At 63.2% G+C, this 12,304-nt stretch carries 17 protein-coding genes, 3 tRNA genes and 1 pseudogene; 3 read left to right on the forward strand and 18 right to left on the reverse strand.

Annotated features, from left to right (window positions below):
• Window positions 1–56 precede the first annotated feature (56 nt).
• From rplL to WFK98_RS11740, 10 genes are all read right to left on the reverse strand, one after another.
• Window positions 57–434: a 50S ribosomal protein L7/L12 gene (rplL, locus tag WFK98_RS11695; protein ID WP_266341294.1), complete on the reverse strand. Its 378-nt coding sequence runs from the start codon at window positions 432–434 to the stop codon at window positions 57–59.
• A gap of 44 nt (window positions 435–478) precedes the next feature.
• A complete protein-coding gene (rplJ, locus tag WFK98_RS11700; RefSeq protein WP_420909680.1) occupies window positions 479–997 on the reverse strand; it encodes a 50S ribosomal protein L10 in 519 nt (172 codons plus the stop codon).
• Window positions 998–1,296: 299 nt separating this feature from the next.
• Window positions 1,297–1,995: a 50S ribosomal protein L1 gene (gene rplA / locus WFK98_RS11705; RefSeq protein ID WP_266341293.1), complete on the reverse strand. Its 699-nt coding sequence runs from the start codon at window positions 1,993–1,995 to the stop codon at window positions 1,297–1,299.
• Window positions 1,996–1,997: 2 nt separating this feature from the next.
• A complete protein-coding gene (gene rplK / locus WFK98_RS11710; RefSeq protein WP_266341292.1) occupies window positions 1,998–2,429 on the reverse strand; it encodes a 50S ribosomal protein L11 in 432 nt (143 codons plus the stop codon).
• A 139-nt stretch (window positions 2,430–2,568) separates the two neighbouring features.
• Window positions 2,569–3,099, reverse strand: a complete 531-nt coding sequence (gene nusG, locus WFK98_RS11715; protein ID WP_336800297.1) for a transcription termination/antitermination protein NusG — start codon at window positions 3,097–3,099, stop codon at window positions 2,569–2,571.
• A 16-nt stretch (window positions 3,100–3,115) separates the two neighbouring features.
• The gene (gene secE / locus WFK98_RS11720) at window positions 3,116–3,316 is read right to left on the reverse strand and encodes a preprotein translocase subunit SecE (RefSeq protein WP_029075548.1); all 201 of its coding nucleotides are present in this window, start codon (window positions 3,314–3,316) and stop codon (window positions 3,116–3,118) included.
• 97 nt (window positions 3,317–3,413) lie between these two features.
• Window positions 3,414–3,489: transfer RNA gene (locus WFK98_RS11725), tRNA-Trp, on the reverse strand.
• Window positions 3,490–3,573: 84 nt separating this feature from the next.
• Window positions 3,574–4,764, reverse strand: coding sequence for an elongation factor Tu (gene tuf / locus WFK98_RS11730; RefSeq protein WP_336800294.1), 1,191 nt, complete (start codon window positions 4,762–4,764; stop codon window positions 3,574–3,576).
• Window positions 4,765–4,873: 109 nt separating this feature from the next.
• A tRNA-Gly gene (locus tag WFK98_RS11735) sits at window positions 4,874–4,947 on the reverse strand.
• Between the two features lie 20 nt (window positions 4,948–4,967).
• A tRNA-Tyr gene (locus WFK98_RS11740) sits at window positions 4,968–5,052 on the reverse strand.
• 199 nt (window positions 5,053–5,251) lie between these two features.
• Between WFK98_RS11740 and rlmB the strand changes: the two genes are divergently transcribed.
• Together rlmB and WFK98_RS11750 are read left to right on the forward strand one after the other, a co-directional pair.
• Entirely contained in the window at window positions 5,252–6,094 is an 843-nt protein-coding gene (rlmB, locus tag WFK98_RS11745) for a 23S rRNA (guanosine(2251)-2'-O)-methyltransferase RlmB (protein WP_442907401.1), read from the forward strand.
• A 1,304-nt stretch (window positions 6,095–7,398) separates the two neighbouring features.
• Window positions 7,399–7,686 carry a hypothetical protein gene (locus WFK98_RS11750; protein WP_336800298.1) on the forward strand — a complete coding sequence of 96 codons (288 nt, stop codon included), beginning with the start codon at window positions 7,399–7,401 and terminating at the stop codon, window positions 7,684–7,686.
• A gap of 150 nt (window positions 7,687–7,836) precedes the next feature.
• Here WFK98_RS11750 and WFK98_RS11755 read toward each other — a convergent pair whose 3' ends face one another.
• From WFK98_RS11755 to WFK98_RS11785, 8 genes and pseudogenes are all read right to left on the reverse strand, one after another.
• Window positions 7,837–8,376 carry a deoxynucleotide monophosphate kinase family protein gene (locus WFK98_RS11755; protein ID WP_336800299.1) on the reverse strand — a complete coding sequence of 180 codons (540 nt, stop codon included), beginning with the start codon at window positions 8,374–8,376 and terminating at the stop codon, window positions 7,837–7,839.
• Window positions 8,377–8,385: 9 nt separating this feature from the next.
• A complete protein-coding gene (locus tag WFK98_RS27360; RefSeq protein WP_442907407.1) occupies window positions 8,386–8,532 on the reverse strand; it encodes a hypothetical protein in 147 nt (48 codons plus the stop codon).
• 84 nt (window positions 8,533–8,616) lie between these two features.
• Window positions 8,617–8,922: pseudogene (locus tag WFK98_RS27365) on the reverse strand (HNH endonuclease signature motif containing protein); the annotation flags it as partial.
• 2 nt (window positions 8,923–8,924) lie between these two features.
• Window positions 8,925–9,995: a hypothetical protein gene (locus tag WFK98_RS11765; RefSeq protein WP_336800301.1), complete on the reverse strand. Its 1,071-nt coding sequence runs from the start codon at window positions 9,993–9,995 to the stop codon at window positions 8,925–8,927.
• A 3-nt stretch (window positions 9,996–9,998) separates the two neighbouring features.
• Entirely contained in the window at window positions 9,999–10,283 is a 285-nt protein-coding gene (locus WFK98_RS11770; RefSeq protein WP_336800302.1) for a hypothetical protein, read from the reverse strand.
• A gap of 165 nt (window positions 10,284–10,448) precedes the next feature.
• Window positions 10,449–10,826 (reverse strand): hypothetical protein, encoded by a 378-nt coding sequence (locus WFK98_RS11775; protein ID WP_336800303.1) that lies wholly within the window; start codon window positions 10,824–10,826, stop codon window positions 10,449–10,451.
• A complete protein-coding gene (locus tag WFK98_RS11780; RefSeq protein WP_336800304.1) occupies window positions 10,823–11,293 on the reverse strand; it encodes a lysozyme in 471 nt (156 codons plus the stop codon). The genes WFK98_RS11775 and WFK98_RS11780 overlap by 4 nt, the downstream gene beginning before the upstream one ends.
• On the reverse strand, window positions 11,286–11,498 hold the full coding sequence (locus WFK98_RS11785; protein ID WP_442907402.1) for a DUF7940 domain-containing protein: 213 nt from the start codon (window positions 11,496–11,498) through the stop codon (window positions 11,286–11,288). The genes WFK98_RS11780 and WFK98_RS11785 overlap by 8 nt, the downstream gene beginning before the upstream one ends.
• 30 nt (window positions 11,499–11,528) lie before the next feature.
• Between WFK98_RS11785 and WFK98_RS27370 the strand changes: the two genes are divergently transcribed.
• The gene (locus WFK98_RS27370; RefSeq protein ID WP_442907403.1) at window positions 11,529–12,089 is read left to right on the forward strand and encodes an HNH endonuclease signature motif containing protein; all 561 of its coding nucleotides are present in this window, start codon (window positions 11,529–11,531) and stop codon (window positions 12,087–12,089) included.
• Window positions 12,090–12,304 lie beyond the last annotated feature (215 nt).

The raw sequence follows: 12,304 nt of genomic DNA on the forward strand, positions 1-12,304 counted from the left end.
CTGGACCAGGATGAAAACCGGCCCCGGTAACCCGGGGCCGGCAGAATTCAGTCGACTTACTTGACGTCGACCTTGGCGCCTGCGCCCTCGAGCTGGGTCTTGAGCTTGGCAGCCTCGTCCTTCGAGACGCCTTCCTTGACGGCCTTCGGAGCGGCTTCGACCAGGTCCTTGGCTTCCTTGAGGCCGAGGGCGGTGATCGCGCGGACTTCCTTGATCACGTTGATCTTGTTCGCGCCGGCATCCACGAGGATGACGTCGAACTCGGTCTTCTCTTCGACGGCAGCAGCCGGGGCAGCGCCACCAGCAGCAGCAGCGACAGCGACCGGAGCCGCAGCCGAAACGCCCCACTTCTCTTCGAGGAGCTTCGACAGCTCGGCAGCCTCGAGGACGGTCAGGGCGGACAGGTCGTCCACAATCTTTGCAAGATCAGCCATTTTATATTCCTATCAGTTCGAACTTGGGTTGGGTTGAAAACGGCCTACGCCGCTTCATCCTTCTTGGCATAGGCGCCGAACACGCGGGCGAGCTGCGCCGCCGGTGCGCTGACGACCGTCGCGACCTTGGTAGCCGGGGCCTGAAGCAGACCGATCAGCTTGCCGCGCAGTTCGTCCAGCGACGGCAGCGTGGCGAGAGCCTTGACGCCGTTCGGATCCAGATTGGTCTTGCCCATCGCGCCGCCGAGAATGACGAGCTTGTCATTCGTCTTGGCGAAATCGGACACGACCTTGGGCGCTGCCACCGGATCGTCGGAATAGGCGACGATCGTCGGACCCGTGAACAGGTCCGAAATGTGGGCAGAGTCCGTGCCTTGAAGGGCGAGCTTGACGAGGCGGTTCTTTGCGACCTTTACGCTGACCCCGGCGACGCGAGCCTTGCCACGAAGGGCAGTCAGCTCAGCGACGGTGAGGCCGGCATAGTGTGCCACGACGACGACGTTGGTCTCCTGGAAGGCCTCGTTCATCGTCGAGACAAGTTCGCGCTTTTCCGCTCTTTCCACTTGCCTCTCTCCAGTTGGCGGGCGGCCTTTCGGCCGGATCCGCCGGTTACGTATGCCGCGCTCCGAAGTCGGGTCGCGGCGCTGCGTACCTGTCCCCCAGCCGCCCTTGCGGACTTCGGGTCAAAGAGGTTCGAACTGACAACCGGCCGAAACCGGAAAATCCTTCTTCCCCCCGTCTATGCAGGAGATTAAGCCGGCGAGCCGGCCCCTGCAGTCTCGGACAGGTATCGACCGGGCGGAGGGCGAACCCACCGCCGGCCATCTTGCCGCCCGTTCTACCGGGCGGAGATTTCGACGCCTCAGGCGTTGAGCGTCGTCGCCGGATCGACATGGACGCCGGGGCCCATGGTCGAGGAGACGGCGACCTTCTGAAGGTACGTGCCCTTCGCGCCGGTCGGGCGGGCCTTCTGGACGGCGTCCACGAAGGCCTTGATGTTCTGGACCAGCTTCTCGGTGTCGAAGCTCGCCTTGCCGATGCCGGCGTGGATGATGCCAGCCTTCTCGACGCGGAACTCGACCGAGCCGCCCTTGGCGCCCTTGACGGCGGTGGCGACATCCATGGTCACCGAGCCGACCTTCGGGTTGGGCATCAGGCCGCGCGGGCCGAGCACCTTACCGAGACGGCCGACCAGCGGCATCATGTCCGGGGTCGCGATGCAGCGATCGAAGTCGATCGTGCCGCCCTGGACGATCTCGAGCAGATCCTCGGCGCCGACGATGTCCGCACCCGCTGCCTTGGCCTCTTCAGCCTTGGCGCCGCGTGCGAAAACCGCGACGCGGACCGTACGGCCGGAGCCGTTCGGCAGGTTGCAGACGCCGCGGACCATCTGGTCCGCATGGCGCGGATCGACGCCGAGGTTGAGGGCAACCTCGATGGTCTCGTCGAACTTCGCCGTCGCGCGATCCTTGATGAGCGCCACAGCGACGCTGATCGGATAGAGCTTGTTGCGATCGATGCCCTCGCGGGCGTTGATAACGCGCTTGCCGTGCTTAGCCATGATCAGGCGACCACCGTGAGGCCCATGGACCGGGCGGAACCTTCGACCATCCGAGCCGCCGCTTCGATATCCTCGGCGTTCAGATCCTTCATCTTCTTCGTCGCGATCTCGACGCACTGGGCATGCGTGACCGAGCCGGCGGCAGCACCCTTGCCCGGGGTCGTCGCGCCCTTGTCAAGACCGGCGGCCTTCTTCAGGAGGAAGCTCACCGGCGGCGTCTTCATCACGAAGGTGAAGGACTTGTCCTGGTAGTAGGTGATGACCACCGGAACCGGGGAGCCCTTTTCCATTTCCTGGGTCTGCGCGTTGAACGACTTGCAGAATTCCATGATGTTGATGCCGCGCTGGCCGAGCGCGGGGCCGATCGGCGGCGACGGGGTCGCCGAGCCGGCCTTGACCTGAAGCTTCAGGTAGCCTGCAACCTTCTTTGCCATTTCTGTTCCTTTCCCATGTCGGCAACCCGCCGACGAGGTAGGCCGACATCACATCGGCCGGTTGCCAGCCGCAGCTGGCAGGAATGGCGTGGTCCGGATGGCGACACCTGGCGAGCGCCGCATCCTCCCACGCCGACGATCAGACCTTCTCGACCTGACCGTATTCGAGCTCCACCGGAGTGGCGCGCCCGAAAATCGATACGGCGACCTTGAGCCGCGCGCGAACCTCGTCGACTTCCTCGACGAGACCATTGAACGAAGCGAACGGGCCGTCCGACACGCGGACCTGCTCGCCGACCTCGAAACTGACGGACGGCTTCGGCCGCTCCACGCCTTCCTGCACCTGATGGATGATGCGGTTGGCCTCGGATTCGGAAATCGGCATCGGCCGGTTGTCCGAGCCCAGGAAGCCCGTGACCTTCGGCGTGTTCTTGATCAGATGATAGGCGTCATCGGTCAGCGCCATCTTCACGAGTACGTAACCCGGGAAGAATTTGCGCTCCGCGTCGACCTTGCGGCCGCGGCGCACCTCGACGACCTTCTCGGTCGGCACCAGGATCTCGTCGAAGAGATCGGCCAGACCGCGCTGAACCGCCTGCTCGCGGATCGATTCAGCCACCTTCTTCTCGAAGTTCGAATAGGCGTGAACGATATACCAGCGCTTATCCAATGGGCCAGCCTCCGTCCTATCGGCCGAGGCCGAGCAGGAACGACACGCCCCAGCTCAGACCGAAATCGGCGACCGTGAAAAACAGGCTCGCCAGCACGGCCATAACGAAGACCATGACGGTCGTGATCGCGGTTTCGCGACGCGACGGCCATACGACCTTCGATACCTCCGCACGAACCTGCTGGAGGAACGTAAATGGATTAGTTTTGGTGGCCATTACCCGCTCACGGCTTGCGGGCGCGCAAACATCTGTCTGCGCACCCCGCTGGGAAGCGTTACATAGAACCGATCAATCGATTCCTCAAGTGTTAAATTGGCAGGGGCAGTAGGATTCGAACCTACGACCTACGGTTTTGGAGACCGTCGCTCTACCAGCTGAGCTATACCCCTACCGGAGAAAAGGGCTGTTTCCGGCCCTTTTCAAAACCTTTCCGACGACGCTCCGCTACTTAGCAGACCCGCGTCGGACTTGCATCACTTAATGATGCTGGCGACGACGCCGGCGCCGACGGTACGACCGCCTTCACGGATGGCGAAGCGCAGCTTCTCTTCCATGGCGATCGGGACGATCAGCTCGACATTCACCGAGATGTTGTCGCCCGGCATCACCATCTCGACGCCTTCCGGCAGCGTCACCACGCCCGTCACGTCGGTCGTGCGGAAGTAGAACTGCGGACGGTAGTTGGTGAAGAACGGCGTGTGACGGCCACCCTCTTCCTTCGTCAGGATGTAGGCCTCGGCCTTGAACACGGTGTGCGGCGTGACCGAACCCGGCTTGCACAGGATCTGGCCGCGCTCGACGCCTTCACGGTCGATGCCGCGAAGCAGCGCGCCGATGTTGTCGCCGGCCTGGCCCTGGTCGAGCAGCTTGCGGAACATCTCGACGCCGGTGCAGGTCGACTTGACGGTCGGACGGATGCCGACGATCTCGACTTCCTCGCCGACCTTGACGATGCCGCGCTCGACGCGGCCGGTCACCACGGTGCCGCGACCCGAGATCGAGAACACGTCTTCGATCGGCATCAGGAACGGCTGGTCGATCGGACGCTCCGGCTGCGGGATGTAGGCATCCACAGCGGTCATCAGCTCGAGGATCGCGTCTTCGCCGAGCTTGGCGTCGCCATCCTGCAGGGCCACGACGGCCGAACCCTTGATGATCGGAATGTCATCGCCCGGGAAGTCGTAGGACGACAGCAGCTCGCGGACCTCAAGCTCGACGAGCTCGAGCAGCTCCGGATCGTCGACCAGGTCGCACTTGTTCAGGAACACGACGAGCGCCGGAACGCCGACCTGGCGGGCGAGCAGGATGTGCTCGCGGGTCTGCGGCATCGGGCCGTCGGCGGCCGACACGACCAGGATCGCGCCGTCCATCTGGGCCGCGCCGGTGATCATGTTCTTGACGTAGTCGGCGTGGCCGGGGCAGTCGACGTGGGCGTAGTGACGGTTCTGCGTCTCGTACTCGACGTGCGCCGTCGAGATCGTGATGCCGCGAGCGCGCTCTTCCGGGGCGGCGTCGATCTGGTCATACGCCTTGAACGTCGCGCCACCGGTCTTCGCGAGCACCTTGGTGATCGCCGCGGTCAGCGAGGTCTTGCCGTGGTCAACGTGGCCGATCGTGCCAATGTTGCAGTGCGGCTTGTTGCGCTGGAATTTCTCTTTTGCCATCGACGTCGCTTCCTGTCGTCTCGTTCCTACGAGCCGGACGGCTCGAACTGCACCATCAAACCGCTGCGCAACGCGCTCAGATCGCGCCAGAAGCGCAAGGCTCAGTTGATGGAGCGGGTGAAGGGAATCGAACCCTCGTATTCAGCTTGGAAGGCTGCTGCTCTACCATTGAGCTACACCCGCACGCTAACGTTCCGTCGAAATGGTGGAGGAGGTTGGATTCGAACCAACGTAGGCTAAGCCAACGGATTTACAGTCCGTCCCCTTTAACCACTCGGGCACTCCTCCAAATCACTTCGGCAGAGCGTTACCGTTCAGGCAGTCACCGGACGAACCCGCCGGGCGGGTCGTTCGATGGGCGTCTTATGGCGACCTTGCCCGGCCCTGTCAACGCATATCCAACCAACTTCCACGGCTTCGGTGCATGGGCCCGAATCCGGCGGCCGGTTCGATTGCCGGTTTCGCGCGCCGCCCGTATAAGCGGGGCATGACCGACGAAAACAAACATAGCAAATCCCCGCGGCAACCCGGCCATTTCCGGGGCGGCAAGGGCAAGCCCGGCCAACACGGCCAACGCCGTTTCGGCTCCAACGCGCCGGCCGAACGCCGGCCCGATCAGCTGTGGATATATGGCATCCACGCCGTGGCAGCGGTGCTTTCGAATCCCCGGCGCAAGGTTTTGACGCTGCTGGCGACGCAGAATGCCGCAGCACGGCTCGTCGAGGAGGGCGCCTCCCTCCCCGCCGGCCTCAAGGACGCGTCGCCGCGCGATCTCGACAAACTGCTCGGCGCCGAGGCGGTGCATCAGGGCGTCGCCGTCGAAGTCGCACCTCTGGAGCCGCTCGATCTCGACGCGCTCGGCGACGCCCGCCTCGTCGTCGTGCTCGACCAGGTGACGGATCCGCATAATGTCGGCGCGATCCTGCGCTCGGCCGTGGCGTTCGGCGCCGATGCGCTGGTCACCACAGGCCGCCACGCCCCGACCGAGACCGGCGTGCTCGCCAAGTCGGCATCCGGCGCGCTCGAGCACATCGCGATGATCGAGGTGCCGAATCTCGCAACCGCGCTCACCGATCTCCGCGACATGGGCTACACCTGCGTCGGCCTCGACAGCGAAGGCACGACCTCGATCGAGGACGGCATGCAGGGCGACCGGATCGCCCTCGTGCTGGGCGCGGAAGGCAAGGGCCTGCGCCGTCTGACGCGCGACCGCTGCGACGTCGTCGCCCGGCTCGACATGCCTGGCGCGATCAAGAGCCTCAACGTCTCCAACGCGGCGGTGCTGTCGCTCTACCTGGCCCACCGCCATCTCGGCACGCCCACCGCCTGAGGCGGGCACGACTGCGAATCACGCGCGAGCCAACGCCTCCCGCGTGATTCCACCCCGCCGCCCTCCCCGCGCACGGCCAAAGCGGCAGCGGAGGGAAAAGCGATCGATTGCGGAAATCTGCGCGATCCGCGCTTGACCGGCGGGTGCGGTCCTCACTACACCCGTCACCGGGCCGGTTTAGCTCAGCGGTAGAGCAGCGGTTTTGTAAACCAGACGACATTGCTGGCGTTAACGGCCGGGTCGGTCGAAAAGTCCTGATATTCCAACGCACTACCTTCTGATTCGGGGCGCTCCTAGCGCCTCTAGCGAACGTAGCATCGGTTAATCACGGCACGGCACACGGCACAGTGCGCCAAGGCCCGGTTCTCGGATCGTTCCCCCATGTCCTACCGTCGCCTTCGCATCCCCCTCGCCGCCTGGATCTTCGTCGCAGGCATATGGGCTGTGATGCTCTGGGTGATAGGCGGGAACGTGCTGGCGCTCGTCAGGTGGATCGCGGGGTGGTAGAATCACCGGAATCGAGGAGCCGACAATGGCGACAGACGCAGAGCTTATCGACTATCTGGACCACAAGACGCGGACGCACAGTCTAGATCACCACCACACTGGGCGAATGGTCGAGGTCGCATTGACGAACATGAACGCCAAACGAGCTTACGTCATGCAGGCTACGACGTTCAGGGACGCACTTGAGCGTCTGATGCAGGCATATCCGGTCGGCCAAGACTAAATAGCCCGGCCCCGTCCGAAGACAGAGCCGGGCTGATGATGTCAGTGGCAGGCGAATTCGCGGATCTTGTCGTCGGCGATTGCCTTGCGAAGACGGTCACTCGGCTTGTCGCGCTGATGCAGGCAACTGCCCTGCCTCTTATGCGGCTTACAGAGAAGGCAGCCCGCCCTTGTCGACTTGGGCCGCTTGCGTTTGAAGTTCATGGTTGCTCCTGGTCCGTACCAGCACGCTCTCAAGGCGCCCGGTCTGGATCAGGTCGAGGGCTTCTCGAAGCCCCTCAATGATCTTGTCTGCTGCTCGCTTGGTCATGTGGGGTTGCCCATGGCTCCCTCCGTCTCGTGGCTCACAAAGCGTGAGCGATAGGATCGACGCGGGCCGGGCTTGATACCGGCTAGCCATAACACCGGCCAAGGGTCGCGGCGGAGTGTCGACCCAACCGCCGCCGTGCTTCAATTACCCGCGCTTCCGTCAGCGCCGCCGCGTCGCCCGCATTCTACCCCATGCCGAATCGCGTGTGAATCCCTTGTCGACTTGGCCCGAAATCACGTGGAGGAGCAGTCGGTTACTCTCATCCTTGACGGCCATCGCTAGCCGTGAACAAAACTTGAACATGGGCAGGATCGGGACAGTCGGCGAATTTCTGGACAGCCGCACGGGCTTCGGCGCCCACTGCCTCGGCTGCCGGCACTATGTCGTGGTCGACATGGAACGACTAGCGGAACAGCGCGGGCGGGATCTCCAGATCGTCGGAGCGGAAACGCCATTTCGCCGCGCACTTCGTTGCTCGAAATGCGGAAGCCGCGACATCCAGATCACGGTGATCGCGTCGACACCTTCGATGACGGGGCCGATCCCGCGCTGATCAGAACGCCGAAGCTATGTCTATGCCAGCCTGGATGATTGCCCACCAGGACACGCACGACACGCCAAAGATGCCCGCCCAGACTAACGCCCGCATGACGGCCCCCTCTCACATCCCGCAGCGTAACGTGAAGCGGGAGATAGATGCAAGCTAGGCGAGTGATATCTGCGTGAGCGCGCTCACCTGGTCGAGGAAGGCGCCGAGGTCGCCGCTGTTCTCGATCGTCGCATCAGTGGGAAAGTCCATCTGCTCCGAGATGTGGCCGCCGGCTATACCGCCGCGCCCAGTGATGCGAATGACCATGCCGCCGAGCTTCCGAACTGCCTCTGCCTCGTTGGCGAACCGGACGTCGTCCACGACCACCCGGCCGCCTAGATCGATGCAATCGCTGGCACGCTCGACCCAGAGGTCCTCCCAGATGGTCCGGCTGATCAGGTCCCTGCCCCACTCGGTCCCGAGCGTCTGCATGGCATATCGTGGGGTCTTGCCGCCGAGGAGCGCCATGGGCTTCTCCTTGAGCATACCGTCCAACTCGGCACTTCCAAGGCCGAGCACCCGAAGCATGGCCTTGATCGGATCGGCGAACCGTGTGTGGACATAGCCATGTATGTTGAGCAGGTGCATGGCCGCGGTCGTCTTACCGCTGCCGGCGACACCTGCGAAGCCGATGACGAGCGTGCGATCAACCATAGAGCGCCCTCAGTTCGAGCTGGTCATAGCGGGGCGCCAACTGGCGAATTCGCCGAACATGGAAACAGCCGCCTGACGGTACGCCGTGGCAGCATCCGCAGCCGTCTCGAACAGGCCCAGGTACCGCATCTTCCCATCAACCGTGATGCGTGCCATCCACCTTCCGGCGCCTTTGTGGAAGGTGACGCCCTTAAAGCCTGACTGCGAGGATCGCCGCGTAGTCTGGTTTCGAAGGTTTTGCTTGTGCGTCGCCAATCGGAGGTTGGCGAGACGGTTATCGTCTCTTTTTCCATTGATGTGGTCGACCTGATGCGGCGGCCAGTCACCGTGCACCCAGACCCACGCCAGACGGTGAGCGCAATAGGAGCGCTTCGAAATGGTGATCAGCGTGTGGCCGGAGGAACTACGCTTCCCGGCGACCGTACCAGCGTAGCGCGAGTTCCACCTGTTGATGTGCCATGACTTCGGTCCTCGCTCTCGCCAAACAAAAACGCCGGTCTCTGGGTCGTAGTCGAGTAGTGCTTTAACATCTGACTGGGTTAGCAACCTTACCCTCCATACATCTGGCGAAGTTCAAGCATGTCATAGAAACGGCATGCGATTATTATACCAGATTGGATCGATAAGTCACATATTCCGTATGTCCATCCTGTAGTTCCTACATTGTAATCTTCAACCTCTCCCCACGGCATACATGTCCCTAAATTGCATATAGAGATACGATTATTGGGGCCAAGCTTCGGAACCGTCTTGAAACGGTGTCGATGATCATGGCCCCACACGACCGAGTGCGTGGCGTCATTTCCTATCGTGTTCTCGGAATGACGGCCGCCGTACTCTCGGCCCATGGCATTCAGGGGGACATGGACGAAGCCGACGCCATGCCGGTAGAGCCATTTGCCGTACTCATGCGTCTTCCAGCGATAGCGGGCGAAGGCCTGTTCGAGCCGTAGCGGGAAGTCGCCGGCCACGCGAGGATCGGCATTCGCCATCCGCCAGGCACGGTGCTCGTGATTGCCGAGGGTGATGTCGAGGGGGATGTCTTCCGGGCACTCTCGACCAAAGGCATCGAGGCTATCCTCCAGAGCCGCCAGCTCCTCGTGAAACGCCGGGCGCTCACTATCCTTGGCGCTGCCCTTCGCCGGGTGGAACGAGCAGCTATCGAGCGAGGCCCAGTCGCCGATGGCAATGACGCGGTCGGGCTTTGTTGCTGCAGCATGCCGTCCGGCCAGAATGACGGGCTCATGCGTCCGGCCCGGCTTGCAGTGAACGTCGCCGATGCCGAGCACCCGAACGATAGGCCCCTCAGGCGGCGTAGACTGCGTGAGCGCCTGCACCCGCACCCGAGGCTTGCTGAGCGGTGCGTGGATGGCCTCATAGGTAGTGAACTGGTCCTTTGGCTCGGGAGGTCGGGCAGCAAGCCCATACGTCTCCCCGGCTGTTCGGTATCGTGTCGTGAATGCTCGGGTCGTCTTCACAAACCCAGACTTCAGAGCAGCCTTCGCTGCCGCCTCGATCGCGCTCGGCGGACCGCCGAGGATGTACCCCGCATCTACGTGTTGCTGAACGAGTTTGACTGTGGCTTCCGCCAGATCTCTGGAAAGGCGCGGTGTCGGCATCCGCTACCTCGCCGGCGCCGGGTAGCCGAGCAAGCGATCGAGCTTGTCGTTCATTTCCTTGAGGGTGCCGCGGACGCCCTCCATCTGTGTCTCAACACGGACGATTCGGGCGGGCTGGTCGCCCGCTACGGTCTGCGCCAATTCAAGGCTCGCTACGCGGGCATCTAGCTTGGAGGCCCAGATCAGTCCGACTGCTGCCTGGATCAGCAACGTCACAATCAGGGCGATAGGGACGCGCTTGTCGAGATGCCAGCCAGACGAGGCTGGGTCTTCCGTTGCTGGGTTCATTTCAGTCCCTTCCGGAGGCTCTCGTGGAAAGCCACCGCATCGGCGCGCTTGCCATCGCATTTGGTGAGGGCGACGGCGTAGCGGGCTATGATCGCCCGCGCGTCCACTTCGCTGATGAGGGGGTGCTTGCACGGCTGCTGGAGAGCGGCCGGCATCTGCGGGAGATCAGGGCGAAGCGCTACCCGGTCTCTGGAACATGCGAAGGCGCTCAACATCGGCACCGCGCAAACGATAGTCACAGCTGCCAGCCGGCGCTTTAGAGAGCGACTTAGCGAGATCCGCCTCATATTGGTTCACCTGAGCTTCGAGGGCTTCATTCTCGGCCGCGCGGGCCAGTTCGCGGGCAACCGCCTCGTCGAGCGCCTTGGCCCGTACAGCAGCCTGCCGGGTCTGTTCGGCAGCCATGGCGGCCTGCCACTTAGCGTCGTTGCTGGCGGCGCCCTTGTGGTGGCCGTAGGCGAAGATGCCGAGGGCCAGTATCAGGACGAGAGCCGCGCCGCCCAGCCGTCGCCACACTGGCGTGAGAAGAAGGAGGATGCTCACTTGAGCCCCTCCAGGCACATGGCCCGCTCAGCAGCGCGACGGTTGACGAGCCCAGCGACGACACGGCCGCCGGCCTTGTTCCAGACGACGATGGCCTCGCAGGCCCCGCGCAGATCGCCCGCGTTCGCCCGGCGCGCCACGGTCGAGCCGCAGAACGCCTTCTGGCCGATGTTGTAGGAGAGGCTGAGGAAAGCGACATAGGGCTTGTCGGGGATCTTGTCTGGGGCGACCAGGCACTTCCGAATGCCCGCCTCGAACTCCGCCAGTCCGTCGCCCAGCATCTCGCGGCACTGGTCGGCCGTGTACCGATCGCCCATCTTCACGCCGCGTGTCTCGCCGAAACAGACAGTTGGAATGCCCACCACATCGCGGTAGGCCGTCGTCCGCATGCCCTCCCAGGCTCCGACGAAGGCGACCGCGAGCGCGCCGGCAGCCGTGACGGCACCAGCCTTCTTGAGCCTACTCATCGGTGATCCCCTTCTGAGCGATCAGCCGGGCCACGAAGGCCGCGGCGGTGACGAGGCCAGACAAGGCCGCGAAGGTGCCGGCCGGGATGGTGTCGACACCGATCAGGGGAAGCGCCACCTCAAGGCCGGAAAGCGCTCCGGCGATGATGAGCAGGCGGATGCTCCAGGCTCTCCTCAGCACTTGACGCCAGTTTTCTATAAACATTACATTGTGCTCCACAATGGAGAACTCTGCATGAGCCGCACGGTAGTGACCGTCGAAGTCCTGAAGGAACTTCTTTCGTACTCGGCAGAGTCGGGGGAGTTTGTTTGGAGGCACCGAGATGCCAGGTGGTTCTCGGCGAGAAGAGACCAGGCAGCCTGGAACGCTCACTTCGCTGGGAAGCGTGCGGGCTCGGTGAATTCGCAGGGCTACCTAGAAATCGGGATCTTCAACAAGCGCCACCGAGCGCATCTGTTGGCTTGGTTGTACGAGAATGGAGAATGGCCGCCGTCTAGGGTTGATCACCTAAATGGCGAACGATCCGACAACCGTATTGCCAATCTTCGCCTAGCTGGTCGGGTCGACAATGCCCGGAACCAAGGCCTTCCTTCTCACAACACAAGCGGGGTCATCGGCGTCCACTGGATGCCCAGGGTTGGCCGCTGGCAAGCGCGGATCATGCACGAGGGGCGGAGAATGCACCTAGGGTACTTCGCTGAACTTCAAGACGCGGCCCAAGCACGAGCTCTTGCCGAGGAGGAATTTGGTTACCACCCCAACCACGGAAGGCGCCCGGGCTTCCGGCGGGGCTGAAGCACCGCGCGCCAGTTTGCGACGAGCATGAGGTATCTCCGGGGATGTGGTGGGAGGGTGGTTAGGCCTTGGGCCTATTCCTCAGGAGGGGGCGGCAGGAACAGCGTCTCGCTGTCGAAGACGCGGATCGGATAGCCGTCGAAGAACGGCACCCACACGGCGTAGTCCGGATCGTTCAGAAGGCGGGCGGGGCTGACCCACTTGCCGACTAGCGT

Origin of the sequence: Kaistia sp. MMO-174 (genome assembly GCF_037147815.1) — a bacterium.
Classification (GTDB): domain Bacteria; phylum Pseudomonadota; class Alphaproteobacteria; order Rhizobiales; family Kaistiaceae; genus Kaistia; species Kaistia nematophila.